Raw genomic sequence first — 26,861 nt, 5'->3', positions numbered from 1 at the left:
ATAGCCCTAAATTGTTGACTTGGCGGTATTGCGAAGGCGCAGTTTTTAGCCACTTTTGAAAATAGTTTATTCATTTAGTACTAGCCTAGATAAAGGGTAGAGCACATAAATAAGGTGCTCTATACTCGCTATGCAGTCACTGAAAATAATGACGTTTACTTGATGAAATTAGCTTGATGCAAATAAAGCAAATAAAGCAAATAAAGCAAAGAACGCCATAACAACCGAAAGGAATCAATATGTCAGAACCCAACAGCTTAGTTATTCATTTACTCAATGGTGATGCGTTAAAACAGCGCTTTCCTGCCACTATTAATGGCGAGCAATTAGTGATGCGAGAGTGCTTGATTGATGGCCCTTCAACAGCCATGGTTGGCGAAAAGCTCTTTCAGCAACGAGCCGAATATTTGAAGCAATATGCGGTAGATAATACCTTTCCTGATTATTTTAGCTATGTGGTACCAACGTTTACAAAATTAGCGAGTGTGACCTCTGGCGATAAAATTTATTGCTGGTTTGAACATGATCTTTTTTGCCAATGTAACTTATGGTTTTGTCTGAATTTTCTCGCCACAACGTCGGCTAAAGACATTTATTTGGTGACGCCTAATCAAGGGAATGAATACAGTTTTGCCAACATGTCTGATAATGAACTAACGGATGCCTTGGATAAGGCTGTTAATTTGACGGTTGATGAAGTTCAATGTTTTGCCCAATTATGGCTTGCCTATGCGGTAAAAAATTATGCAGAAATGACTCAATTTGCCAATGCACTTGGCGAGCGTTTTTCATTCGTGCAAGCTGCCGTTAACGCTGAACTAGCACGAACACCTGATAGTCAAGGATTGGGCAAGCCAGAACGCGTTTTACGAGAGATTATCAGTGAACTGTCGGCGTCGAGCGATCATCAAACTGCAGAATTTGGCGCAGTTTTTAGAAAATTTTCTCAGCAAATGGGCATCTATGGCTTCGGCGACCTGCAAGTAAAAGCGATGTACGAAAAAATTAGCACGTAAAAATCATCTGGAGCCAACTTTGTTGGTGAATTTGTAGATGAAACGGCGTGTTAATTAATGCTTGCTACAGAATGTACCCACATACGTTTAGGCACTTTATTTTTCTCCATTGCTGCTTGGTAGTAACCTTTGGCAATACTATGGGCAATGGCTTTGTTAAGTATATTTAATACTTGCGTTTTGTTCGGGTGACGTTTTGACACGGCAATATGCAAGCTTCGGGTTTCGCTCTCGCTAGGGTTAAACTTGATATTCGATTTAAAATCTTTGAGCTCAGTCTTTAGCAAGTACTCGCCATAGCCATACGACATCGCAAAGCGATCTACTTTACCCTGGTTTAGCAATTCTAGGCCGCGCTGAGCCGTTGGCACATAAAGCAGTTTTTCAGGTGGAATATAAGACAACACCCGGTCTTCGCCACCTAAACGAATACCCGCATAGATTTGGGCGGGCGGTACAAAGTTTTGGCGTTCAAAAAAACCATAAATTTCATAACCAATTGTATCGGTAAATTCTGCCCACTTATCGCGCTTTGGCAGTCGAGCAGCAATAAATAAACCGTCTAATTTGCCTGATTGAACATAAGCTTTTGCTCGCGCCCAAGGAGCGGCACTCGCTTTTAGCTCGTGTCCCATATCTTCCAAGCCCATCTTTAATGCGTCCCAATTGGCTTTATAGATATCATAACGATTTTCAAGCATGCTTTGATGGTCGTGACCGACAGCAAGTGTGATGGTTTGTGCCTTGGTGTGTTTATTAGCTTGTGTATTGGTTAGTGCGTAAGTTTTTGAGTAGGCGCGATGTGAAAAGATGAGCGTAATCAAAACGCATAAAACACTCGCCAATATGGTTAAGCGAGTGTTGTTAAATTTTAGGGTAAAGCCATTTTGCTGCATAGGCTGAATTATAATTTATCAACTACAATAATACTCGTTAAAAAACGTTATCAGGAGCGAATATGTCTGTTTCTGCAATTCCAGATGGTTATCACGCCATTACGCCTTATCTAGTGGCAAAGAGTGCCAAAGCAGCACTAGCTTTCTACCAACAAGCCTTTAGCGCTGAGCATGTGTTAGAGCTTAATACCCCAGACGGTGGTATTGCTCATGCTGAGCTTAAAATAGGCGATTCTCACTTTATGTTAGCAGATGAACATCCAGAAATGGGGTTTATTAGCCCCGAAACGTTGGGTGGAGCAGGGGTCAGTCTAATGATTTATCACCAAGATGTGGACGCATTATTTGCCCAAGCGTTGGCAGCTGGCGCTAAAGAACTGCGCCCAGTTGTCGATCAGTTTTATGGTGATAGAGCGGGCACCCTGCAAGACCCCTATGGTCACGTTTGGACGGTCGCGACACATATTGAAGATGTTGACGAACAAGAGCTTAACGAGCGGATGAAGGCGCTTTTTGAATAATCACTTTTGCGCTCATTGAAAAGTAAATATTGTTAATCCTGATTCTTCCGATTTTCTGTCATTGGAAACTCGCATCTTAGCTCGGCTTAGGTATATAATGCCGAGCTATTATCTTGTTATTTTCTTTTAGTTTAGAGGCCCTTTGGATGTCGGATACTGAACACCGTCCAACTAACTTTATTCGTCAAATTATTGATGCTGATTTAAGTGCTGGTAAGCACGATCATGTGCAAACTCGTTTTCCGCCTGAGCCAAATGGCTATTTGCACATTGGTCATGCCAAGTCTATTTGTTTGAACTTTGGTATTGCTCAGGACTATCAAGGCCTTTGTAACCTGCGTTTTGATGATACTAACCCAGAAAAAGAAGACATCGACTACGTTAATTCCATCCAAGAAGATGTGAAGTGGTTAGGATTTGAATGGGCTGGCGATATTCGTTACTCGTCAGACTATTTTGATCGCTTACATGGCTATGCAGTTGAACTAATTGAAAAAGGCTTAGCTTATGTGTGTTTCTTAAATGGTGAAGAAATGCGCGAATATCGCGGTACGTTAAAAGCGCCGGGTAAAAATAGCCCTTACCGCGACACTTCAATTGAAGAGAATTTAGCCTTATTCGACAAAATGAAAAACGGTGAATTCAAAGAAGGTGAATGTTCACTACGTGCGAAAATCGACATGAGCTCAAGCTTTATGTGTATGCGCGACCCTGTGATTTATCGTGTTAAATTTGCTCATCACCACCAAACGGGTGATAAGTGGTGCATTTACCCAATGTACGACTTTACTCATTGTTTGTCGGATGCTATCGAAGGTATTACGCACTCGCTTTGTACACTTGAATTCCAAGATAACCGACGTCTATACGACTGGGTTATTGATAATGTTTCGATTGAAACACAGCCTCGTCAATATGAATTCTCGCGTTTAAACCTTGAATACACAGTAATGAGTAAGCGTAAACTCAATACGCTGGTCGAAGAAAACTTGGTGTCTGGTTGGGACGACCCGCGTATGCCAACGATTGCTGGTTTCCGCCGTCGTGGTTATACGCCAGCGTCAATTCGCGAGTTTGCCAACCGCATCGGTGTGACCAAAATGGATAACACTGTTGAAATGGGTGTGCTAGAAGCTTGTATTCGTGAAGACTTAAACGACAACGCACCGCGTGCGATGGCGGTACTTGACCCAATTAAATTGGTGATTGAGAACTACGAAGAAGGCAAGGTTGAAGAGCTGACGGTGAAAAACCATCCAAGCGATGAAAGCCAAGGCGATCGCATTGTACCGTTTTCAAAAGAAATCCTTATTGAAGCGGAAGATTTCCGTGAAGAAGCGAACAAAAAGTACAAGCGTTTAGTACTTGGCAAAGCAGTGCGTTTACGCGGTGCTTACGTAGTGACCGCAACTCGTTGTGAAAAGGATGATGAAGGCAACATTACCACGGTTTACTGTACTTACGATCCAAACACTCTAGGTAAAAACCCTGAAGATGGCACTAAGCCAAAAGGTGTTATTCACTGGGTGAGCGCTGCACAAACACTTGATGCTGAGGTTCGTTTATACGATCGATTGTTTACTGTACCAAACCCTGGTGCCGCTGAAGATTTTCATACGGTATTAAATACTGAGTCGTTGGTAACAATCAACACAGCAAAAGTTGAACCTTCACTCGCACAGGCGCAGCCAGAAAAAGCGTTTCAGTTTGAACGTCAAGGCTATTTCTGCCTAGACAACAAGGAAGCTAAAGAAGGTAAATTGGTGTTTAACCGCACTGTTGGCCTAAGAGATACTTGGGCTAAGATTGGCGACTAATAACACACCAATTGTGGGTAGCTAGTACACATCAATAATGTGCTGAATCAGCTTAAAGAAAAGAGGAACATAGTTCCTCTTTTTTTATGCCAATTAATTGATAATTAACGTTCTTTATAGTTGATATGCCGATTAAGTATTGTTAGCTTAAAGAGAAATCTAGCCCCTTGATTGACTGCCACATGGACGTTTTACCAGCCACCATACTAAAGCTTCGTTTTTTTGAAGCGCAGGATGAGATACTTTTAGTCGACTATTTAAACGACCCTCAAGTTATTCATTACCTGTCATCACGCATTCCTAATCCTTACACTGCTGATGATGCCAAATGGTGGATTACCAAAGGCAGCCACAACGGTTTAATTCGCGCAATTACCGTTGATGGCGAGCTTGCCGGTTGTATTGGCGCTGAGCCAGGTCAACACGAGTATCAACTTAGCGGTGAAGTAGGCTATTGGTTAGCCGAAAAATTTTGGGGCAAAGGCTATGCAACCAATGCGCTGTGTTTATTAATTGAAGAGCTTCAGCAGGTAACTCAGCTAGTGAGATTGCAAGCTAGCGTCTTTGAAGGGAATCACGGCTCAGCCAAAGTGCTAGAAAAATGTGGTTTTACACAACAAGGCTACTTTCCTAAAGCAGTGTATAAAAATGAGCGTTTCTACCATGAGGTTGTTTATGGCAGGACTATTTCTTAACCGATACTAATTCTTAACTGATACAAATTCATTCGATCTCTTAATCAAAACCTCTAAATTAACAGCTCGTTAGTGATTTAGAAGCCGATATCATTTCACAACGTTAGAAAGGTAAACCATGAACTTTCCGCAATTAGCAACTGAACGCCTATTGTTAACACAATTAACTCAAGATGATGCTGCCGCCATATTGGAACTATTCTCTAACCCACAGGTTATTGAATATTATGATTTATCTGAATTTACTGAAATTTCACAAGCGACCGATCTTATTAGTTTTTTCCACAAACGTTTTACTGATTCTACGGGGATTCGTTGGGGAATTAGGTTAAAACAGTCAAACCAGCTTGTTGGTACTTGCGGCTTTAATTCATGGAGTCCCGCAATGAAAAACGCGGTGATAGGTTACGACTTAAACCCTAAGTTTTGGCGACAAGGGTTAGCTTTCGAAGCAGTGCAAGCGATTGTTAAAGCGGCATTTGCTGGCGAACTAGCGTGTGGTGCAATTCATCGCATTCAAGCAGATACGGTACCGGGTAACTATGCGTCTGAAGCATTACTTGAAAGGCTAGGCTTTAAACTGGAAGGTATACGTAGAGAAAGTGGTTACTGGAATGGGCAGTTTCACGATTTGAAATGCTTTGGCTTGTTGGCAACAGAATACTCTATGAATTAGGTAAAAGCCTTACTATATTGATCTTAATCTGAAAATACGTTACTTTTTGACTAGCTAGGGAAAGCATTATTATTATCAAATAGTTAGCTGCCCAGCGTAATATATTTTTAAAGGAAGAAAAATGAGCAAATACAATGAATATAAAGTCATCCATGTCGTTGAGGGTGGCTGTGGAACACTCTTCTTAGGCGCCAGTGGCTTGCCTCTTAAAAAACTTGAATCTACCTTAAACAAAGAAGCTGCGGATGGCTGGCAGGTTGTTTTTCAAGTTATCGAAAATAAACGTTTTTGGTTATTCTGGTCACGCGAAGCTGTGATCGTAACACTTGGCCGGTAGCGTGTGTTAAAACGCGCTATTCTGGCTGCTATTCGGCGTTACCAATCTAAAGGTGGCGCCAAGCAACACTTTAATCTTGAATGTAATTTTAAACCTAGTTGCTCCGAATATACCCATCAAGCAATATCAAAACATGGCACATATACTGGAATCAAACTGGGACTAATGAGAATTAGGCGATGTAATGATCCTGATTGCGTTAATAAAATTCACGACCCAGTGCCCGAGAAGGTGATAAACATGAGCATGGAACAATTAAAACTAGAAGAAGACGAGCTGCGCAAAGAAATTGCAGCGTTGCCAACAGAACAAAAAAAAATATACTTCCGCACAGAAGAGCAGCGGATTAAAGACCCCGATACTTATGCCGTACTAAATTATTTCTTCCTTGCTGGTTTGCATCATTTTTACTTGGGTAAAAACCTGTTTGGTGCACTGAACTTACTGGCAATGTTACTTGGTATTATATTTTTTGAATTCGGCGGTTGGGTGCTATTTATATTAGTGATTGTTATTGAATTACCGCAGTTATTTAGAAGCCAATCGATTGTGCAAAAATATAATAACGGGGTAATGCGAAACACCCTTAGTGAACTAACCAGCGAACAACCATGAAGCTAAGTGAAAAGCAGCAACAATGGCTATTTATTGCTATTGCAGTTTTACTGGGTTTGTCAGTCGTCGGTTATCGCGCCTATACCGCGTTATTGCCCGCCGCCTCCACTTACATTGCCGAAAAAATACCTGAGTCGGTTTATCAAACCATTGGTGAATCGTCGTTGGAGAGTTTTGACGAATCAGAGTTCTCACCAAGTAATCTAGCCACTGAGCAACAAGAAAGCGTGCGTAAAAGCTATCAGGAATTACTGACAAATTTATCGCTGTCGATAGAAGATTATCCACTGCATTTTCGCTATTGGGACGATCAAATGAATGCCTTTGCACTCATGGATGGCTCTATTATTGTTACTGATTCACTCGTTGCTAAATTAGAAACTGAGCAACAGTTAATGGCTGTTTTATTACATGAAGTAGGGCATGTACAACATAATCACTTGATGGAAAACACGATTCGGGTATCGCTGTTTTACATAACCATGTCACTCATGTTTGGTGACGTTGGTGTTGTTAGTGATTTGCTAATCGAGGGTTCGACTTTAGGCCTTAATTTATCTTATTCCAGAGATTTTGAGAAAGAAGCGGATGCGTACGCGGCTCAGAAGCTTGAAGAGCTCTATGGCAGTAATGAAGCGATGATTGAAGCGCTTGAAATTCTTTATGAGCAAAACGATCTAGAAACTTTTCATTGGGCGAGTACGCATCCAACCTTTGGAGAGCGTAAAACCAGTATTGAAAATTTGGCTAATGATTGAGTAATTTTTTCAATATACTTGATACCAATTTCAATAAATACTCAATTATTCGACTTAGTAACAAAAAGGCAACCATAGTGGTTGCCTTTTTAATGTTATCTATATGTATGAAAACTAGTGTTGTGATTTACGATATGCTTCACAAGCTATTTCGTCTTCACATTCACCGTATAAATATAAGCTATGGTTAGTCAGCTTAATTTTGTTTTCTTTAGCGATATCTAGTTGGCGTTGTTCGATAGTATCGTCTTCAAACTCAATCACTTTGCCACACTTTAAGCACACTAAGTGGTCATGGTGTTTCTTATGTGATAATTCGAATACTGATTTACCACCTTCGAAATGATGGCGAGTAACAATACCAGCGTCATCGAATTGGTTAAGTACGCGGTAAACTGTAGCTAAGCCAATTTCTTCTTGTTGTTCCAGCAATATTTTGTACACATCTTCGGCACTAATATGCTGATTGTTTGGATCTTGCAGTATGGTTAAGATTTTTACACGAGGTAAAGTAATCTTTAGCCCTGCACGTTTTAGCTCTTCGTTTTGTTCTGACATACATATTTTCTATCAAATATAATTCTCAAAAATTATAGAAGTTTCTTAGTCGAGATAAAAGCCCTAGTTAACTACTCAGGTAATTTTCTTTGCTTTTTTCAACAATTAGCTGAGATAATCGTACTGGTACGATGAGTTTTTAATCACAATCTTCGGAAGTAGTAAATGAATTTAATGTATTCTCGCCCTTGGCTATTTAAATTACTGATTAATATCTGGCCGCCGCTGTTTTTTGCCCGAATTAAGCTCGAATATATGAGTGATGACTTTCGCGAAGCCCGTGTCTCAATGAAATTATCTGCCTGGAATCGCAATGGTGTCGGTACTTTATTTGGTGGTGCGCTATTTTCGATGACAGACCCATTTTATATGTTGATGTTAATGGCAAAAATGCGCCAGCAGTACTTGGTTTGGGATAAATGTGCAGATATCGATTTTATCAAGCCTGGAAAAGGGCGAGTATATGCTGAATTTATCATTACTGATCAATTGCTTGAAGATATCGAAAAACACACTGCTAATGGTGATAAGTATCTGCCCGAGGTGGTCACTTATATTAAAGATGAAACGGGTGACGTTGTCGCTAAGGTTAATCGCACCTTGTATATTCGTCGAAAAAAACGATTTCGCAATGACTAGCGCTATTTCGAGAAGTAGCGCTTGCTAACACTTAAAAATTTTTGGTAACGCACTAGTATTTTTGCTCACGCATTAACATTTTTACTAGCGCATTAAAAAGGGGGACAATAAGTCCCCCTTTTTAGTGTTTTAATCCGCACCAACTGAACCATAAAACAGTATATAACTCGCTTGTGTGTGGGCTAGCACCTTGAATACATTGAGTAGACGCTAATTTAGCTTAAAGCGTTTCACTTGTTCTTCTAGCTCGTAGGCAAGTTCGAGCAAGTGCACACTGACTGATTTACCACGGATCACATCTTCACTTGATTGCTCGGCAATATCTTTAATGTTGACGATGTGTTGGTTAATTTCTTCAGCCGCTAAGTTTTGCTGTTTCGCAGCATTGTCGATTTGGCAGTTCATGTCATCAAGAGCATGAATATGCTCGGTAATTTGGACAAGTAATTGCGACACATTATCAACGTCTTCCGCTTTCAGTTGCGCTTGCTCACTAGTTTTCGTCATCGAATCGACAGCTTGCGCGGCATTTGATTGTAAGCTCGTAATGGTCTCTTGAATTTGACCAATTGCATCTTGCGTGCGCATCGCTAATGAACGGACTTCCTCGGCAACTACGGCAAAACCTCTACCTTGCTCACCGGCACGCGCCGCCTCAATCGCAGCGTTAAGTGCTAGTAGGTTGGTTTGCTCAGCAATACCTGTGATCATGTCTAAAACTACATTAACTTCTTTGGTTTGTGCGTTTAGCTGCTCAATCATTTGCGCATTGTCAGCAATTTCATTTTTGAGTTGGTTAATACCTGCGTTAGCTTGTTGCGCTAGGTTGTGACCTTGCTCTGAAATGTCTTTAGTTTCAACAGATTTGTGTGCGGTTTGGGTCGCGTTATTTTCAATCTCTGAAGCAGAAACGTCTAACTCATTAATTGCGGTGGCAACCGATTCTGTTGCACTTTTTTGTGCAAGCACAGCCGATTTACTGATATCTGAAATATCATCAACTTCTTTAGCCGAAGAAATCATTTTTTCCGTCGCGCTAGAAACGGTTTCAAAGCTGCTTCTAAAGTTGATTACGAGGTGGTTAAGTGCACTACTTACGGCACCTAATTCATCGTCATGATGCACTTTAATGGTGTTACTTAAGTCTAAGTTGTCAGCTACGTTATTGATGTTGTTACGCAGGCGTCGTAAACGGAAAATCACTAGTTTGTATACTACCCAGCCCAGCGCGCCAAAGCCGACAACGGAAATAAGTACTTGAATAAATGAAGCGCGATAAAGTGAACTTTTAATTTTCTTATCGAGTTTGGTTAAGTCATAGCTAATTTTAACCGCACCTAAAATTTCACCTTCTTGTGCTTGGTGACAGCCCAAACAATTGGTACCGCGATAGTTTTCGCTGGCGCTGATCGGCATGATGTATTCCATGATATGTCGGCCGTCTTTTTGCGAAATCTGTGTGATTTGCTCGCCAGCCAACCCTTGGCGATCAATGTCAGATTCTACCTGTTGGTCGGCAAAGCCTGCACCATAAACTTGGGCAACCTTGGGCGCACGAATAATCCGCGCTTCAATAATACCGTCTTGCTCTTTCAACTTGTTTTGCACTATTTGCCTATTGGCGGTGGTGCCGGTTAGCATCATAGTGTTCACTGAGTCGAAATAGTTTTGTGCGGTACTTGCCAAGTTCTGTTCAATTAACTCTTCTGCCAGGGCTTTTTCATCGTGATAGAAAAAGGCGATTGTCGTGGCCAGCAAAGTCACACTGGTTAAGATGATCGCGGCATATATCTTTTGGGCGATAGTAAGTTGCATAAATACCTATTTATTTTCCACAATTTTTAGTTTGTTTGAGTTTGAGGCTGGACTCATTTGTGAGAACAAACTCTCTGCGTCAGCGGGTTTGTAGTAATAAAAACCTTGATGCGTATTACAATGGTTATTCGATAAAAAGCCTTGCTGGGCTTTATTTTCCACACCTTCAGCCACGATATTAATGGAAAGGCTTTCAGCCATATTAATGATGGTTTTAACTAGCTGACAATCTTTAGGGTTTTCCGGTGTCTTTTGAATAAAGCTAGCATCTATTTTCAATGTGTCTATTGAAAGTTTGGTTAAATAACTGAGAGAAGAGTAGCCTGTACCAAAATCATCAAGCGCAATGGTAATACCATGTGCTTTGATTTCTTGTAGCTTTTTCTTCGCTTCCTCGATGTTTTCAATGAAACAAGACTCAGTCACTTCAATTTCCAAGTACTTGGCTGGCAATTCTGATGCTTCTAGCGCCGCGATAATTGAACTGAGCAAATTATTGTTAAAGTGAATCGCGGAAATGTTAATCGCGATGCGGCCAACATCGTGCCCGCTATCTAGCCAAGCTTTACGTTGCTTACAAGACTCGGTTAGCACCCAGCGCTCAATATCAACGATAACGCCTAGTTCTTCCGCGAGTGGAATAAAGACTGAAGGGGGGATATTGCCAAGTTCCTTTTGCTGCCAACGCAATAACGTTTCAATGCCGACAATTTTTTCGGAATCGCTATTAATTTGTGGTTGGTAACTCAGGTGAAATTCATTGTCTTTTAGTGCATTTCGTAACTTGTTTTGCAGGGTAAGCTTGTTATCCAAGTTTTCGTGCATTTGGCGTTGATAAAACGTATAGCCATTGCGCCCGTGCTGTTTGGTCTGGTACATAGCGATATCTGCTTGTTTAAGCAGCTCATCAGCGGTTGTACCATTAAAAGGGTAAATTGAGGCACCGATAGAACAAGTCGCGTAGGTTTCCTTGCCGTCAAGGTAGAAGGGCTCATTGAATTGGCGGTAGATACGGTTAATTACCCCTTCAATATCTTCCATGCAGTTCATTTCTGTCAGCAAAATAACAAACTCATCACCGCCAAAGCGTGATACCGTGTCACCTTCTTTTACCGAGCTTGCAATTCGCTTAGATACAGAAACGAGCAATTCGTCACCCACTTTGTGACCTAGACTGTCGTTAATTTGTTTAAAGCGATCTAAGTCAATAAACAATAGAGCTGCTAACTGCTTGTTTCGGTGGGCGGTTGAAATCGCAACATCAAGTCGGTCGGCAAATAGCCGTCGGTTCGGCAGCTCAGTCAGCTCATCGTAAAATGCGAGTGCCTTGATACGGGCTTCGTGTTTTTTGCGTTCAGTAATATCTGAGAATATGCCGGTGTAATGAGTTTCTCCGGTCATTTCATCGTCAATTTTTACAATGGTGAGCCATTCGGGATAAATTTCGCCATTTTTACGCTTATTCCAAATTTCACCTTGCCACTTACCTTCCTCGGTCAGTTTTTCCCACATCGCGTTATAAAATTCTTGATCGTGTCGACCCGAATTTAGCAGGCTTGCGTTCTTACCAATGGCCTCTCTTGGCTTATAGCCAGTTACTGAGGTGAATGCCGGGTTAATCGATAAAATAACGCCATTTTTGTCACTGATCATTATCGCATCAAGTGATGATTCAATGACCTTTTGCGCTAAGAATAGGTGACGTTGCGAGGCGCTTAAGGCGTGATCACGCTCGTTGATAATTTCTTTAAGCTGCTGAAAGTAAGAGTGTTCAATGTCTGACAAAATATTTTGCTGCGACAATACACCTAAAATCTTGCCGTGCTTGTCAAGCACACCTAAATGGCGAATACGATAGCGCTGTAGCGTCAGGTAACCCTCAAGCAGAGATTGATCAATACCAATTGAAATAAGTGGTGATGCCGCTATTTCCCAAACTGGCTTTTTGTTGTCACCCTTAGCTAATACTTTAAGTAAGTCGCGCTCGGTAATGATGCCGTATTCACCTGTTTGGCTGTGCTGAATAATTACTGACGAATGCTTTTTATTCGCCATAATTTGCACAACATCGTTTAACGAGTCGTGCTCAGTCAGCAGCTTGATACGCGGGTTGTAACTTTGCTCGACTTTTCTCAGTTCTAGATAGTGCTCAATACGCTGGCGTTTAATGACATCAGACTGGCTGATAATGCCAACCATCTTGTTGTTGCTATCTGTCACCATAATATGTCTTATCTTATGGCGATGAAATTCAAGTATGATTTCTTGCAAAGGCGTATCAGTTTGTACCGATATCACTGGCGAGCTCATAAAGCGTGATATCGATTGTTCAAACATGGCAGGGCGCGTGAAATCGAGTTTAGTGCAATCAGCTTCTGTCCAAATACCGACAATATCATTTTGCTCACTTTTAACCAAAATAGAGCTGGTTTTGTGCTGACGAATAAGTGATGCGGCTTGATTAAGCGTTGCCGATGGTGGGCAGGTTAGTACATCTCTTTGAACGATATCTTCTGCTGTAACCATTTTTTGCTGATTCACGCTTGTACTCCTTTGTCACGCGTAAAGGTAAGCGCAAACTTATAGCAAAGGCATCACATTTGCTTGTTGATCTAGGTCAAGAGAGTCTGGGTAACAGTAAAGAAATTAGAGGGTTAACTTATAGTTTCATTTTGTTAACCACAGGTTTACACATTTGTGTATAAGTAACCTCAGCTCGGGATAACTAATGCACTTCTAGTGGCTATTTTTACTGCTATCTTTGTTGAATTCACTTGCAATAGACTAGCTATTGACGCGTAAATCCGCCTCGATATCAGCAAAAGTATCTCACTAGAAGAAAAATTTAGCTGTAAGTTTATGAATATAATCGTATTTCACTATTTCTTCTCCCGAGCTAAGGTTAAGCAGCTTTGAACTTTTTCTGTTGAAGGGAGAAGTACTTTAGAACAGACATAAAAAAACCGGCCTTGGCCGGTTTTTCGAAAACTTAATAACACGCTGTTAGTCAGCAAGTTCTGCTAAGCACATTTCGTCGTAGATTTGGTTAACCCACTTATCAACACGCTCTTCAGTTAGCTCTGGCTGGCGGTCTTCATCGATACATAAACCGATAAAGTTATTGTCGTCAACAAGCGCTTTAGATGCTTCAAATTCATAACCTTCAGTTGGCCATTGACCCACTAAAATAGCACCTTTAGATTCAGCAATTTCTTTTAATGGTAACATCGCGTCACAGAAGTATTCTGCGTAATCTTCTTGGTCACCTAAACCGAAAATTGCCACTAGCTTGTCGTTGAAATCAACTTCTTCTAAGTCAGGTAGGAAATCGTCCCAGTCACATTGGTTTTCACCGTAGTACCAAGTAGGAATACCTAGAATAAGCAAATCAAACTCAGCGATTTCTTCTTTGGTACTTTTGGCGATGTCTTTGACTTCGACCATTTTCTTACCCAGTTTTTTCTGGATCATTTTACTAACGGCTTCAGTGTTACCTGTATCGCTGCCGAAAAATAAACCTACAATTGCCATTTACTTATAACCTTTTAATTAACTTTCGTTTAACTTTGCTTGGCTAACGAGTCAACGAGCATGCTTTCAATCAGCTCGCTACGACTGATCCCTTGATCTTTCGCTAGCGCATCTAACTGGTCGAATAAACTTTGATGAATTTTAAATTCAACCCGTTTTAAACCTTTATTTTTGTCTCGTTTGACCTGATTTCGCTTGTTGATTTTTATTTGTACGCTGCGCGGGTGAGGGTTAGTTTTTGGCCGCCCCGGACGCTTCTCATCACTAAATAAATCAATAGTGGTTAAATCTGCTGCTTCTTTTGCCATGGTTAGCCAACGCCCTGACTTTCCCAGATAAATTGAATAATGCCTTTGGCAATAAAACCAGCACAACCTAAAAACAATACGAAATAGACAACGAATTGTCCCATTTTGGGGACATCATTTTTTTTCATGACATCGTTTATCGATAAGCCTATGAAAATAAATATAAAAGCAAAAAATAAATTGAGACCAATCGTCTCTATTAATTCGAAATGCTCTGCTAACATCTTACTACCCCAAAAAATCTGGCGGCACTATATCACAACCCAATAGGCCAATCACTTATCTGTTTAAAAAATCTTTAACAATCTTATTAAACGCAACCGTTTTTTCGGCGTGAAGCCAGTGGCCAGCACCCGCAATAATTTTGGCGCGGCTGTTGGGGAACATGGGTTTAATCACATCACTATGTTCAGCGGTTATATAATTAGAGGCACCGCCTTTAATAAACAAGGTGTCTCCACTAAAAGATTGATTTGGATCAAGCGCTTGCATAATTTGCGGGTAACAGTTTGCGATGTTTTGTAAATGACACTTAAAGTGCAATTCGCCATCGGTAGTGGTCAGATTGCGCAGTAAGAACTGACGCACACTTGGCGTTTCAACATAGTGGCTAAGTACTTCGTCGGCTTGCTTACGCGATGTTATTTGTTGATTCGCTATCTGAAGCTCTACTTGCTGCAAGCCGTTAATGATTTCTTGGTGGTGTGCAGGGTAGGCAATTGGTGCAATGTCGGCGACAATTAAGCTTCTAACATAATGACTAAATGACAAGGCGATTTGCATCGCAATTTTACCGCCCATAGAGTGCCCAAGAAAATCTGCCTGTTTAATATTCAGGTGATCGAGCACCGAAATAACGTCTTGGGCAAGTGTTGGGTAATTCATGTCTTTACGATGAAATGAGCTACCGTGATTACACACATCAATGCTGATGACCTGATAATCTTCAGCCATAGGCTTAGCAACCATTCCCAAGTTGTCGAGACTACCAAACAGTCCATGGATTAATACTAACGGTTGGCCTTCGCCGCGGATCTGAAAATTTAACAATGACATAGGCTTTCTTTTGATTGTGTTGCTATTTGTTTATGTAGAGGTTGACGCTAGTTTCACACTTATCTACACGAGATTAACTATGTGAACTTAGCTATGCGAGCTTAGCTATGTGAACTTAGCTATGTGAACTTACCTGTGCTTAATTATGCGCACCATAGGAGAAATTCTCTCGTAAATCTTAGTGCGCTTGCAAGTTAAGTTTATCAGCTAGATCTTTTCGCTCAAATATCGACCGAAAGGATCAGATAAAACAACATTAAAGCCGATTTAGCGCTGGTGAGATTTTTTCTTCGTGAGTATAATCGGGGCGCTTGAAAAAAATATACGGATCATGAATGAAGAACATCGAAATAGACGAAGAGCTATATCAATATATTGCCAGTCAAACTCAATTTATTGGCGAAAGTGCCTCTTCTATTTTACGTCGTCTGCTTGCCATCGATACTGCTGTGCAGACCTCACCGCAGCCAAAATCTCAGTCAAACTCGGTTGACTTAAATTCCGTTAACTCAGAGCCAGAAACTAAAGCAGTTGAGGCACCGGCTAAGAAGCCAAAAGGAACAGTTTTCGATCATATCAATAAAGAAGAATTAGCAACACAACGTGGTGCGGTTGGTCGCTTTTTGTTGATTCTCCAAGCCCTATACCGTGTTCATCAAGACGAATTTAATGTGGTAAGCGATATTCGTGGCCGTGATCGTCTTTATTTTGCCGACAACGAGAGTGCATTGGCCGAGAGTGGCAGCAGTACTAAGCCTCGCCAAATACCAGAGAGTCCATACTGGGTTATTACCAACTCAAATACCACACGAAAGAAAATGATGCTCACTGAGGTAGCTGTCGCGCTAGGTTATTCAGATAAAGATGCTGAACGCATTCGCGAATTGCTTTCGTAAAGTGTATGAGTAAGGTGTAATACTAAGGCGAATAGGCAAAGTGAACGGGTAAAGTGGCTAGATTAAGCAACACTTAAGTTACCCGTGCCAGGTTGCCAATCATTATTTAATGTATTGAAAGACCAAAGTATTGAAACGCCAAAACTAACGCATTTCTTATACTTTAAGAAATAAGTGCTAAACGCTATTTTCTAATAGTTAGTCACTAAGAATTAGTAACTAACTGTTAATCACTAAAAATTGCGCACGAACACTTGAGTCCCTGTTAAGGGAAAGTGAAGGGAAGAATTAAGGGAACAACATGACGGTACATGAACGAGCAGGCCAAGTATCTTTACCAGAAGACCGAATTAACATCGCAAAAGTAGTTTCTGATTACTTTTTCACGCAACCTGATAGCAGTATCGCTGCACAAAAGGTTAGTTTTGGTACTTCTGGTCATCGCGGTAGCTCACTAAAAGCGAGTTTTAATGAGTACCATATTTTAGCCATATGTCAGGCTGTAGTGGAGTACCGCAAGGCTCAAGGTTTTACTGGGCCATTGTATCTTGGTAAAGACACGCATGCGTTATCTGAACCAGCTTTTAATTCCGCACTCAGTGTACTTATCGCCAATGATGTAGATGTTGTCGTTCAGCAAGATTTAGGCTTTACTCCAACGCCAGTGATTTCTCGTTTAATTATTAGCCACAATAAAACCGAAGACACAGTTGCTGATGGCTTGATTATTACTCCTTCACATAATCCACCTCAAGACGGTGGTATTAAGTACAACCCACCACATGGCGGGCCAGCTGAGGGTGAAATTACCAAGCAAATAGAAGCTCGCGCCAACGAAATTCTGGCAGCAGATTTAGAAGATGTACTCGATTTACCACTTAGCGAGGCAATGGCTTCTGAACGTTTAATCAAACGTGATTTTGTCACCGAATATGTTGAACAACTTGACCAAGTGCTTGACATGCAAGCGATTGCAAAAGCCGGTGTAACTATTGGTGTTGACCCACTAGGTGGCTCAGGTATTGATTACTGGCCAGCAATTGCTAAGCGCTATGGCATCAATATTGAGGTCGTAAACAAAGCTGTTGATCCAAGCTTTGCGTTTATGCCACTTGATAAAGATGGCAAAATCCGCATGGACTGTTCTTCACCTTATGCCATGGCGGGCTTAATTTCGCTAAAAGATGAATTTGACGTTGCCGTGGGCAATGATCCTGACTTTGATCGTCATGGCATTGTCACTAAGTCTGGTGGTTTAATGAATCCAAATCACTATTTAGCGGTTTCAATTCATTATTTAATGACACACCGAGACTGGCCAGAAAGTGCCAAAATAGGCAAAACCCTTGTTTCAAGCTCTTTAATTGACCGAGTTGCTAAAGACTTAGATAAGCAATTATCAGAAGTGCCAGTAGGCTTTAAATGGTTTGTTGATGGTTTGCATCAAGCAAGTTATGCCTTTGGTGGTGAAGAAAGTGCTGGTGCATCTTTTATAGCCCGTGACGGTAGCTGTTGGACAACGGATAAAGACGGCTTCATTATGGCATTATTAGCGGCAGAAATTTTAGCGGTAACGGGTAAAGATCCTTATCAGCATTTCCTTGCGCTTGCCGAAAAATTGGGAACACCAAGTTATGGCCGCGTTGAGGCGGTTGCTAATGCCAAGCAAAAAGCTGTGTTAACCCAATTACAGCCTGAATCAATTACCGCCACTGAGCTTGCAGGCGAGCCTATCGTAAGTAAGCTCAGTCATGCACCGGGTAACAATTCGGCAATTGGTGGTCTTAAGGTAGAAACCACCAATGGTTGGTTTGCAGCGCGTCCATCAGGGACAGAAGAAATCTATAAAATCTACGCTGAAAGCTTTATTGATGAGGATCATTTGCAGCAAATTATTGCTGATGCGCAAGTAATGGTCAGCGATATTTTTGCCAAGGCAGGGATCTAATGTCTCCCAAGCTTTCTGCCTTTGCAGAGGTGATTGCGAAAGCAAACGATGCGCTGATGGCAAAACATCAGCGCTTAGATACGTTAATGGGCATTATCGACAAGGCACTTCGCCAACAAGGCATGGCAGCGGATGCGATCACCATAGATGCCCCGTCACTTGATAAGAAAATTGTGTTTTTACTGCCGGATATCGAACCAGAGCAAGTGGAAGTCGCCTATGGCAACAAAGCTGGAGATATTCATCGCAAAGAGCGCATAGCAATTGCCAGCTTGAGCATTGAGCAAGCACAGTCAATGATGGAAAGCTATTTCTGTACTCACTAGTGCTAGGCTTAGTGCAGAAAACAGCAAAACAGCAAAGCAGCAAAAAAAGCAAAAACGTAAACAATTCCGTTCAAGCTCGCAGCGCGCCCGCTCTTTCATTACTATAACTATCCTTTCGCAGCGCTATGCTATCGAATACAATAAGGCTGCAATTATTCCTCTAAAGTGGTTAGTAATAACAACTAGCCATTGATGTCAAAATTACTACACAGAAGAGCAATCGTGAGCCCATCATCTAACGTAACGCAACCTATCTCTGAATCTATGAAACAGCAATTACAACAAAGCGGTGACTTTTTATCACTGACACGCAACCATGAATGGTCAATTCCTGCACCTTTTAGTTTTGAAGTAACCCATCAAGCTTCAAACACTAAGTCACTTGTCTCTGTGCTTGATACAGGCATCATTACTTTTGAGCCTATCGACAGAAAAACCCAAAAAGACATTGTTTTATCGAGCGCCGTTCATGGCAATGAAACAGCGCCAATCGAAATATGCGCTGACATCATTGGGCAGTTAATCAAGGGTGAATTGGCGTTAGCTGAGCGTGTATTATTTTTATTTGGTAACCCTGCGGCGATGAATATTGCTGAGCGTTTTGTTGAAGAGAACCTTAATCGACTGTTTTCGGGGGCACATAGCGAAGGTGATGTGCGAAATAAAGAGCGCGATCGCGCAAAAGCACTTGAGCAAGCGGTAACTAACTTCTTTACCCAATTAGCAGAGCACAACCTTTGCGAAGATGGTGAACGCGAGCGTTACCATTATGACTTGCACACCGCCATTCGCGGCTCAAAAAACGATAAGTTCGCTGTTTATCCATTCCGACATGGCAAGCCTTGGAAGAAGTCGCAACTTTGCTTCTTACAAGCATGTGATGTTTCAACTATTTTGTTGTCTCATTCACCGACAACCACGTTTAGCTATTTTTCTTCAAATAACTTTGGCGCCGATGCATTTACCGTAGAGCTGGGTAAAGTTATGCCATTTGGCGAAAACGATATGGCTAAATTCACCAAAGTGAAAGAGACATTAACGAAATTTGTTTCAGGTCAGCCGCTTGAGCTAGCGGAATATGACGAAAGCACATTTGATATTTTTGAAATTGATCAAACCATCAACAAACACACGGAAGATTTTGTCTTAAACTTTGCAGATGACGCGGAAAACTTTACTGATTTTCCAGTTGGCTATGTGCTTGCCACCGATGGCGATATTGAACATAAAGTACGCACACAAGGGGAAGCTATCATCTTCCCAAATGCGAATGTGGCACTTGGCCAACGCGCATTACTGACGGTGAAACCAACGACCATTGAGTAGCAGACAATCAACCGTTAAACAGCGTTTAAAGCCCCATTTTATGGGGCTTTTTTCATTCTTTTACAGCGATATATAAACTGACTTAACTTACTTAAGTGTAAACATTTCTGTTCAAATTTTCTGCTCAAAAACATCTCACTCTCGCCACTCTCTTGAATGTAAGTTTACGTAAAGGTAAATTTTTAGCCGTTACAACAAGCGATACTACAGAGCACCCAATGCACTCGTATTCGTCAGCCACATAATTAAAAAACTAGGCTAAAACGAGCGAGGAGTCAGGCAGTTAACACATGCAAAAATATAACTCGTTAACTCACTGACTAAGCTACTGCGATCGAAAGTCATTAAGAACTCAAATGCGGTCGCTATACTGCGTATTAAGGTGTAGTACGAAGCATCATAGGCCTTGCAAAATAATAATGACAGGCTTGGCCTTAGCTCATGATATTTCTGGCAATTAGCTGAAGTTTCATCGAGTTAACTATACTTATTACTGCGCTTGGTATAAGCCTAGTAATGAGTGCGGCGGCTCTGTAGTGAAATGCAGGCCATAACCCCCAATTGGCGGTTATGGCCTGCCTAAACAAGAGAACAATATGAACGCTAGAACACATATGCCTGAAAAGTACCCAAGCGGTGCTGAGGTTCATAGTCCGGCCTTTATCGATGGCCATTCAGTTGCTATTCCTATTTTAAAGATCCTAAAAGAAGACGGCTCACTTTACCCGAGTGCCGATTTACCTGAGCTTGATCAAGCAAAAGCTGAAAAGGTTTACCGTGCATTTGCCTTTCATCGTGTGCTTGACGAACGCATGATTGCTGCCCAGCGTCAGGGGCGCATTAGTTTTTACATGACCGCCTTAGGGGAGGAAGCAACGACAGTTGGCGGCGCGGCGGCATTAGAACCGCAAGATATGATTATGGCGCAGTATCGCGAGCAAGGCTGTTTAATTTACCGTGGTTTTTCCTTAGAAGACTTTATGAATCAAATGTTTTCAAACGAAAAAGATTTAGGTAAAGGTCGTCAAATGCCGATTCATTACGGCTCTAATGAATTAAACTACATGACGATATCATCACCGCTAGGCACACAAATTCCACAAGCCGCCGGTTATGCTTATGGTCAAAAACTGCAAGGGAAAGACGCCGTAACCTTGTGTATGTTTGGTGAAGGTGCAGCATCAGAAGGTGATTTTCATGCGGGCCTGAATATGGCAGCCGTTCATCAAGCTCCCGTTATCTTCTTTTGTCGAAACAATGGCTACGCCATTTCAACGCCATCTGATGAGCAATACGTGGGTAATGGTATTGCCTCGCGTGGTGTCGGCTATGGCATGAAAACGATCCGCATAGACGGTAATGACGTTTTGGCGGTAATGAAAGCCATGCAGTTGGCACGTAGTTACGCGCTAGAGCACCAAGCACCTGTGCTTATCGAGGCGATGTCTTATCGTTTGGGCGCCCATTCAACATCAGATGACCCGTCTGGCTATCGCAGCAAAGAAGAAGAAGCGAAATGGCAAGCGCACGATCCTATTGCGCGTTTTAAAACTTGGTTAATAAATCAAAATTGGTGGGATGAAGCGCGTGACAAAGCGTTATATGAATCTTTGCGCGAAGAAATTCTAGCGGCGGTAAAAGTTGCAGAAAAAGTCGCAAAACCACCGGTTGAAGACTTAGTCACCGATGTCTATGACCAAGTGCCGAAACATCTCGAAAAACAATTAACAGATCTAAAAGAGCACATTAACAAATATCCAGAAGCCTATCCGTTTACCGCAGGGAGATTTTAACCATGGCGCAAATGAATTTATTGCAAGCGATCAATAACGCGCTTGATATCGCCATGGCTGAAGACGATAGCACTTTGTGCTTTGGTGAAGACGTTGGTCACTTTGGTGGCGTTTTTCGAGCAACTTCCGGCTTGCAAGAGAAATATGGCAAAGCACGCTGTTTTAATACGCCACTTGCGGAGCAGGGGATTGTGGGGTTTGCCAATGGACTAGCTGCGCAAGGTAGCCGTCCGGTCGCGGAAATACAATTTGCCGATTATATCTTCCCAGCGTTTGATCAAATTGTGAATGAATCTGCCAAGTTTCGTTACCGCAGTGGTAATGAATTCAATGTTGGTCGGCTTACCATCCGCACCCCCTATGGCGGTGGTATTGCCGGCGGCTTGTATCACAGCCAATCGCCAGAGGCATATTTTGCGCACACGCCCGGTTTAAAAATTGTTGTGCCGCGTAACCCGTATCAAGCAAAGGGACTGTTGTTGGCGTCAATTCGCGATGACAACCCAGTGATTTTCTTTGAACCTAAACGTTTGTACCGCGCCTCAGTAGGAGAGGTACCAGAAGACGATTACCAGTTGCCTATCGGTAAAGCCGAAGTTATCAGCCAAGGAAGTGATATCACCTTACTTGGTTGGGGGGCACAAATGGAAGTTATTGAAAAAGCAGCGGAGTTGGCTGCTAATGAGGGGGTTTCGTGTGAGCTAATCGACTTGCGCTCTATTCTGCCTTGGGATGTGGAAACCGTCGCTCAATCTGTGATGAAAACCGGGCGATTGTTAATTAGCCATGAGGCACCAATTACGGGTGGCTTTGCTGGTGAAGTGGCAGCGACTATTCAACATGAGTGCTTTTTGCATTTAGAGTCACCAATAGCTCGAGTTTGCGGTGTTGATACGCCGTATCCATTATCGCTTGAAAAAGAACATATGGCAGATCATCTCAAGATTTTCGAAGCCATTAAACGCAGCGTGCATTACTAAAGGTAGGATAGCAAATGAGCATAGATTTTATTTTACCGGACATTGGCGAAGGCATTGTCGAATGCGAGTTAGTGGAATGGTTGGTCGCAGAGGGTGAGAAGATTGAAGAAGATCAACCCATTGCCGATGTGATGACAGATAAAGCATTAGTACAAATTCCCGCCATGCATGCTGGCGTGGTCGACAAACTATATTATCAGCAAGGCGATATTGCCAAAGTACATGAGCCCTTATTTTCAATGACTCCGGTTGCAATGACACCTTTCGATGGTAATACAACAAGTGCTGACAATGAATCAAATGGCGTTGGCGCAATCCCTGAAACTCATCAAGCAACCTCGCTCGCCAAGCAAAGCACAAATGACAGCGTTAGAGGCTCGCAATTATTGGATGCTGGCTTAAATCTATTAGAATCTTTAGCGTCTGATGAAGGCGCAAGCGACGAAGAGCAGATAGAAGAATCGTTAGATTCAGCAAATAAGGTTGCTGCCATTGAGCCGCAATCTGCCTGCATCTCAGAAGACTTTATTTTGCCTGATATTGGTGAGGGCATTGTTGAGTGTGAAATTGTTGAGTGGTTAGTCGCTGAAGGTGATGTGATTGAGGAAGATCAACCTGTTGCTGATGTGATGACAGATAAAGCACTTGTGCAGATCCCGGCAATTTGTGCTGGCACTGTCGTTAAGCTTTATTATGCCAAAGGTGATATTGCCAAAGTTCATGCGCCACTTTTTGCTATTGCGCCAAGTGGCAATGTTTTTAGCCATGATGATGACAACAAAAAGGAAAAAGAAAAGCTACCTGAAACCGCTAACGAAAATCATCAGGCAGGTATTCAGCCAGCAATTACCAATCAAAAAAGTCAAAAACAACAAAGTAAAAACCAAGAGAGTGCCACTTTCGCAGGAAAAAGCTCCGCACAAATTTCCAGTACTGATATTGTGAAAAACGGTAAAAAAGCTCTGGCTAGTCCCGCTGTTAGACGTGTTGCTCGAGAACTAGACATTAATATTCATCAAGTGCCGGGCTCTGGGAAAAAAGGTCGAGTATATAAAGAAGACGTTATTCGTTTTAGCCAGGCAAAAGCCGAGCGGGCGCAAGCTATACAGCAGCAAACGAGTCAGCCAGAATCCATTAGCAGTAAGTCAATTACCGTTGGGGGTAAGCGTGTTGAGGCAATTCGCGGTGTGAAAGCGGCGATGGCGAAGGCCATGGTTGATTCCGTTACTAGCATTCCTCACTTTACCTATTGTGAAGAGCTAGATTTGACAGAGTTAATTGCGTTACGTCAGCAACTAAAAACACAATACGCTAAACAAGATGTCAAACTGACCTTAATGCCATTTTTTATGAAGGCGATGTCTATGGCACTTACTGAGTTTCCACTGATGAATACGCAAGTTAACGATGATTGCAGCGAGATCACCTATTTTGAGGATCACAACATCGGTATGGCAGTAGACTCCAAAGTTGGCTTGTTAGTGCCAAATGTAAAACAAGCACAAACAAAATCAATTTTAGAGTTGGCGTTAGATATTGCCAGATTAACTGAACAGGCGCGAGCAGGGCGCGTTAGCCTTGAAGATTTGACCGGCGGAACTATCTCTATTTCCAATATTGGAGCAATAGGTGGCACTGTCGCAACTCCAATTATTAATAAACCGGAAGTCGCAATTGTCGCTTTGGGTAAAGTGCAAAAGCTGCCGCGTTTCAATGAAAATGGGGAGGTACAGGCGCGCGACATTATGCAAATTAGTTGGTCTGGTGATCACCGCGTTATCGATGGCGGCACGATTGCAAGATTTACTAATGCATGGAAAGCGCTACTCGAAAACCCAAACCGAATGCTGGTAAATCTTCGCTAGCGCGCATTACTTGCAAAAAAGACAAGGCAAAAAAAGATTGGGCAAAAAAAAGCTCTGCTAAGTAGTGCTTAGCAGAGCTAAAGGCGAGCTTTTCATAGCGATTACAAGGAAGCGATAGCATAGAAAAGTGCGCTGAGATTAATGTCCAGAAAGAATCCGATAAAGAATAAAAGTACAACAGTTAAACGATAAGTTTGGTTACCTTACTCTTTATTTTTGGATAGTAATGTTGGATAACAATACTGGTTCACAATATTGGTCAGCAATAATTCATCCAACGAGGCATAGATTAACGTAGCTTTATGAAAGTTATGTGACGATAAAAATGAAGTTGTTGTGACACTCTGTTATCAGCAGATGCACTTTTGCGATGCTCGGCTGCTCAGCTTTGAGTTGATAGTGTTGACATTATACAAGCTAATGAACAATCTAGTTGTCTAAGAATTACCTAAAAATTGTATAGTGCAAACAAACTAGTTAGCTTAAACGCACTTAATTTATCGAAGACTAAGCACAGTCTTTGTCCAATACAATTCGATAACGACTGGCGAATGTGACAAGAAAAAAACTACAACACTTTTATATTGCCGAAGAGCAATCTATCTACTTGCTAAGTCACAAAGATGCGACCAAGTTAAAGACTTGGGTTGAATTGTGCCAGCAACAGTTAAATCTATTGGCTTACAGCAACATAGAATTGATAGGTAAAGGAGCCTATGGTTTTGTATTTTCTGGTCAAGGAGAAGCCTTGCCTGATTATCAAAACCAAGAGCATCAAAACCCAGAACATCAAAAACAGCAAAACAAACACGAGCAACAAGCTAGCCAACAGTTACAAGACTTTGTGTTTAAGTTTTCTCGATTAACCTTACCCCAACATGTACAAGACAGATTCGAAGAAGAAGCGCATATGCAGCGTCAAATTTGTCATCCGCAAGTGCCAAAGGTTATCGAATATCGAAAAATAAAGCGCCAATCTGTGGTGCAAATGACACGGGCCCCAGGAATTAACCTCGAACAATACTCCCATCAGCACGGGCCACTTCCTCCCGAACAAATAGTACAGTTCGCGATTCAGCTTATTGAGCTATTAACGTATTTGCGCGGCAATAAACAAAATGGCGAGGCTAAGCCGATTGTGCACGGTGATATTAAGCCATCTAATTTGGTGTTTGATGAGCATACAGGGCAACTGCATTTAGTGGACTGGGGGTCAGCCGTTTACGCACAAATAGATGCTCAGGGGCAGACCACAGCAAATAATGTCATGGATTTAATGAGTGGTGATTTACAGCATACCAACGCTCGCTTAGGTGATATTTATTTTATCGGGCCAGAGCAAATCAATGGGGAGCTTTCAAGCCCTCGTTTTGATGAACAAGGAGCAGCAGCTACTTTATATGCGCTTGCGTCAGGTCAATCCAGCCGTTATGGCAAACAAGTGATCCCCGCTAGCAGTTTAGGCTTGCCTAAGCCGCTGGCGCAAGTGCTCGACGGTATGTTGAGTGAAGACTTGAAAACAAGGCAGCAAGCGGGTGATTACTTTCTAAAGCAAATAGGCTTTTTTAAGAAATTAGTGCTCGCAGAAAAGCCCACAGAACCATTAATTGAACCATTAATTCCGGTTTGGGTGAGAAATAGTGAAGCGCTAATTGATACTGTTGTTTATGGCTCGCGAAAATCTTTTTTACGCGAGCAAAGTGATGACGAGTCTTTAACGGATGTCGATGATGCTCAGTTAGAAAAATATTATAAAAACTATCTGAGCGGTATGGGAGATAACGAAAAAGCCTTTGTTGCTGCAGTTAGTCGGCTGGGTAATTTTCCGGTTGTTGGTGGTTTAGCAGTGCGCTGGCAAAAAGAAGGTGTTTATATCGATTCCAATTTAACGCTGTTTGATCCATCACTGAAAAAGTCTTTTCAAAGCGCCGTCAATAACATGATTTATTTAGCGCAAGGCATATTTCGCATCGGTATGTTTAAAAGCTGTTTGTTCAATGCCCGTACCACCTTGCACATTGAGCGAGACAACGAACAAGAGCCGTTTATCGCCAATGAGGAAATGACCATTCCTTTTGATGTCAGTGTCGTACCAGAACTTGATGATGAAACTAGGCTCCACTCCTATTTTGAAGACGGTAAAGACCCAGATGAATATTTGCGCCTACCTGATGAAATCATGGCAGAGCTTGCCAAAATGAACTTCATTCATCATACCGGCTGTATTATTTTCGAAGTATTACCAACTCACCTTAAAATTCATAGCTACCTGATGCTACTGAATCATGAAAAACAAGCGGAATTCACTAAACACCTTCATAATATTCTAAAACTGTTACCAAATATTAGTGGCTTAGGCATATCTGGCTTTATGAAGCTACCCTATAAAGATACGCGGTTTTTTGAGCATATTAGTCAGTTGCCAGATAAGTTTTATCCAAAAAATCCCAAATTACGCTAGCTGATTTTGGCAGCTTCATTAATGCAAA

Annotated in this window: 25 protein-coding genes and 1 pseudogene; 18 read left to right on the top strand and 8 right to left on the bottom strand. The window is 41.8% G+C overall.

The features are described 5' to 3' along the window. Nucleotides 1-239 precede the first annotated feature (239 nt). Entirely contained in the window at nucleotides 240-1,016 is a 777-nt protein-coding gene (locus tag ACSLUR_RS14900; protein WP_448555845.1) for a hypothetical protein, read from the top strand. Between the two features lie 50 nt (nucleotides 1,017-1,066). Here the strand turns inward: ACSLUR_RS14900 and ACSLUR_RS14895 are convergent, their stop codons facing one another. Continuing rightward, complete coding sequence (locus ACSLUR_RS14895) at nucleotides 1,067-1,912, bottom strand: substrate-binding periplasmic protein (RefSeq protein WP_448555843.1); 846 nt, start codon at nucleotides 1,910-1,912, stop codon at nucleotides 1,067-1,069. Nucleotides 1,913-1,974: 62 nt separating this feature from the next. Between ACSLUR_RS14895 and ACSLUR_RS14890 the strand changes: the two genes are divergently transcribed. From ACSLUR_RS14890 to ACSLUR_RS14855, 8 genes and pseudogenes are all read left to right on the top strand, one after another. Beyond that, a complete protein-coding gene (locus tag ACSLUR_RS14890) occupies nucleotides 1,975-2,433 on the top strand; it encodes a VOC family protein (RefSeq protein ID WP_448555841.1) in 459 nt (152 codons plus the stop codon). A 146-nt stretch (nucleotides 2,434-2,579) separates the two neighbouring features. Beyond that, a complete protein-coding gene (glnS, locus tag ACSLUR_RS14885) occupies nucleotides 2,580-4,250 on the top strand; it encodes a glutamine--tRNA ligase (protein ID WP_448555839.1) in 1,671 nt (556 codons plus the stop codon). Between the two features lie 182 nt (nucleotides 4,251-4,432). Further along, a complete protein-coding gene (locus ACSLUR_RS14880) occupies nucleotides 4,433-4,945 on the top strand; it encodes a GNAT family N-acetyltransferase (protein ID WP_448555837.1) in 513 nt (170 codons plus the stop codon). A 118-nt stretch (nucleotides 4,946-5,063) separates the two neighbouring features. Beyond that, nucleotides 5,064-5,621, top strand: coding sequence for a GNAT family N-acetyltransferase (locus ACSLUR_RS14875; protein ID WP_448555835.1), 558 nt, complete (start codon nucleotides 5,064-5,066; stop codon nucleotides 5,619-5,621). Between the two features lie 121 nt (nucleotides 5,622-5,742). Beyond that, nucleotides 5,743-5,958, top strand: a complete 216-nt coding sequence (locus ACSLUR_RS14870; protein WP_116000591.1) for a DUF4177 domain-containing protein — start codon at nucleotides 5,743-5,745, stop codon at nucleotides 5,956-5,958. 3 nt (nucleotides 5,959-5,961) lie between these two features. Then, nucleotides 5,962-6,171: pseudogene (yidD, locus tag ACSLUR_RS14865) on the top strand (membrane protein insertion efficiency factor YidD); the annotation flags it as partial. Between the two features lie 27 nt (nucleotides 6,172-6,198). Continuing rightward, nucleotides 6,199-6,573: a TM2 domain-containing protein gene (locus tag ACSLUR_RS14860; RefSeq protein ID WP_448556007.1), complete on the top strand. Its 375-nt coding sequence runs from the start codon at nucleotides 6,199-6,201 to the stop codon at nucleotides 6,571-6,573. Then, nucleotides 6,570-7,331: a M48 family metallopeptidase gene (locus ACSLUR_RS14855; RefSeq protein WP_448555832.1), complete on the top strand. Its 762-nt coding sequence runs from the start codon at nucleotides 6,570-6,572 to the stop codon at nucleotides 7,329-7,331. Before ACSLUR_RS14860 ends, ACSLUR_RS14855 begins: the two co-directional genes overlap by 4 nt. Before the next feature lie 114 nt (nucleotides 7,332-7,445). Here ACSLUR_RS14855 and fur read toward each other — a convergent pair whose 3' ends face one another. Continuing rightward, on the bottom strand, nucleotides 7,446-7,889 hold the full coding sequence (gene fur, locus ACSLUR_RS14850; protein ID WP_448555830.1) for a ferric iron uptake transcriptional regulator: 444 nt from the start codon (nucleotides 7,887-7,889) through the stop codon (nucleotides 7,446-7,448). Nucleotides 7,890-8,054: 165 nt separating this feature from the next. Between fur and ACSLUR_RS14845 the strand changes: the two genes are divergently transcribed. Further along, nucleotides 8,055-8,528 (top strand): DUF4442 domain-containing protein, encoded by a 474-nt coding sequence (locus ACSLUR_RS14845; protein ID WP_448555828.1) that lies wholly within the window; start codon nucleotides 8,055-8,057, stop codon nucleotides 8,526-8,528. A 210-nt stretch (nucleotides 8,529-8,738) separates the two neighbouring features. Here the strand turns inward: ACSLUR_RS14845 and ACSLUR_RS14840 are convergent, their stop codons facing one another. The 6 genes from ACSLUR_RS14840 to ACSLUR_RS14815 all read right to left on the bottom strand — a co-directional run bounded on the left by ACSLUR_RS14840 (nucleotide 8,739) and on the right by ACSLUR_RS14815 (nucleotide 15,238). Beyond that, a complete protein-coding gene (locus ACSLUR_RS14840; RefSeq protein WP_448555826.1) occupies nucleotides 8,739-10,343 on the bottom strand; it encodes a methyl-accepting chemotaxis protein in 1,605 nt (534 codons plus the stop codon). Between the two features lie 6 nt (nucleotides 10,344-10,349). After that, on the bottom strand, nucleotides 10,350-12,884 hold the full coding sequence (locus ACSLUR_RS14835) for an EAL domain-containing protein (RefSeq protein WP_448555824.1): 2,535 nt from the start codon (nucleotides 12,882-12,884) through the stop codon (nucleotides 10,350-10,352). Between the two features lie 462 nt (nucleotides 12,885-13,346). Continuing rightward, nucleotides 13,347-13,874: a flavodoxin FldA gene (fldA, locus tag ACSLUR_RS14830; protein WP_116000585.1), complete on the bottom strand. Its 528-nt coding sequence runs from the start codon at nucleotides 13,872-13,874 to the stop codon at nucleotides 13,347-13,349. 29 nt (nucleotides 13,875-13,903) lie between these two features. Next, the gene (gene ybfE / locus ACSLUR_RS14825; RefSeq protein ID WP_116000584.1) at nucleotides 13,904-14,182 is read right to left on the bottom strand and encodes a LexA regulated protein; all 279 of its coding nucleotides are present in this window, start codon (nucleotides 14,180-14,182) and stop codon (nucleotides 13,904-13,906) included. A gap of 2 nt (nucleotides 14,183-14,184) precedes the next feature. Beyond that, nucleotides 14,185-14,406 (bottom strand): DUF2788 domain-containing protein, encoded by a 222-nt coding sequence (locus ACSLUR_RS14820; protein WP_448555821.1) that lies wholly within the window; start codon nucleotides 14,404-14,406, stop codon nucleotides 14,185-14,187. Nucleotides 14,407-14,461: 55 nt separating this feature from the next. After that, nucleotides 14,462-15,238 carry an alpha/beta fold hydrolase gene (locus ACSLUR_RS14815; RefSeq protein WP_448555819.1) on the bottom strand — a complete coding sequence of 259 codons (777 nt, stop codon included), beginning with the start codon at nucleotides 15,236-15,238 and terminating at the stop codon, nucleotides 14,462-14,464. 335 nt (nucleotides 15,239-15,573) lie between these two features. Here ACSLUR_RS14815 and seqA point away from each other — a divergent pair, with 335 nt between their 5' ends. The 8 genes from seqA to ACSLUR_RS14775 all read left to right on the top strand — a co-directional run bounded on the left by seqA (nucleotide 15,574) and on the right by ACSLUR_RS14775 (nucleotide 26,833). After that, nucleotides 15,574-16,134, top strand: coding sequence for a replication initiation negative regulator SeqA (gene seqA / locus ACSLUR_RS14810; protein ID WP_448555816.1), 561 nt, complete (start codon nucleotides 15,574-15,576; stop codon nucleotides 16,132-16,134). 301 nt (nucleotides 16,135-16,435) lie between these two features. After that, complete coding sequence (pgm, locus tag ACSLUR_RS14805; protein WP_448555814.1) at nucleotides 16,436-18,082, top strand: phosphoglucomutase (alpha-D-glucose-1,6-bisphosphate-dependent); 1,647 nt, start codon at nucleotides 16,436-16,438, stop codon at nucleotides 18,080-18,082. Next, nucleotides 18,082-18,408 carry a hypothetical protein gene (locus ACSLUR_RS14800; RefSeq protein ID WP_448555812.1) on the top strand — a complete coding sequence of 109 codons (327 nt, stop codon included), beginning with the start codon at nucleotides 18,082-18,084 and terminating at the stop codon, nucleotides 18,406-18,408. Before pgm ends, ACSLUR_RS14800 begins: the two co-directional genes overlap by 1 nt. A gap of 264 nt (nucleotides 18,409-18,672) precedes the next feature. Then, a complete protein-coding gene (gene astE, locus ACSLUR_RS14795; protein ID WP_448556005.1) occupies nucleotides 18,673-19,734 on the top strand; it encodes a succinylglutamate desuccinylase in 1,062 nt (353 codons plus the stop codon). Nucleotides 19,735-20,330: 596 nt separating this feature from the next. Further along, nucleotides 20,331-21,527 (top strand): thiamine pyrophosphate-dependent dehydrogenase E1 component subunit alpha, encoded by a 1,197-nt coding sequence (locus tag ACSLUR_RS14790; protein WP_448555810.1) that lies wholly within the window; start codon nucleotides 20,331-20,333, stop codon nucleotides 21,525-21,527. A gap of 2 nt (nucleotides 21,528-21,529) precedes the next feature. After that, complete coding sequence (locus tag ACSLUR_RS14785) at nucleotides 21,530-22,507, top strand: alpha-ketoacid dehydrogenase subunit beta (RefSeq protein ID WP_448555808.1); 978 nt, start codon at nucleotides 21,530-21,532, stop codon at nucleotides 22,505-22,507. A 14-nt stretch (nucleotides 22,508-22,521) separates the two neighbouring features. Then, nucleotides 22,522-24,372 carry a dihydrolipoyllysine-residue acetyltransferase gene (locus ACSLUR_RS14780; RefSeq protein WP_448555806.1) on the top strand — a complete coding sequence of 617 codons (1,851 nt, stop codon included), beginning with the start codon at nucleotides 22,522-22,524 and terminating at the stop codon, nucleotides 24,370-24,372. Nucleotides 24,373-24,925: 553 nt separating this feature from the next. Beyond that, nucleotides 24,926-26,833 (top strand): protein kinase domain-containing protein, encoded by a 1,908-nt coding sequence (locus tag ACSLUR_RS14775; protein WP_448555804.1) that lies wholly within the window; start codon nucleotides 24,926-24,928, stop codon nucleotides 26,831-26,833. Nucleotides 26,834-26,861 lie beyond the last annotated feature (28 nt).

The sequence above is a fragment of the Thalassotalea montiporae genome (genome assembly GCF_053485855.1).
This window is presented reverse-complemented; position numbering and strand designations above follow the sequence as displayed.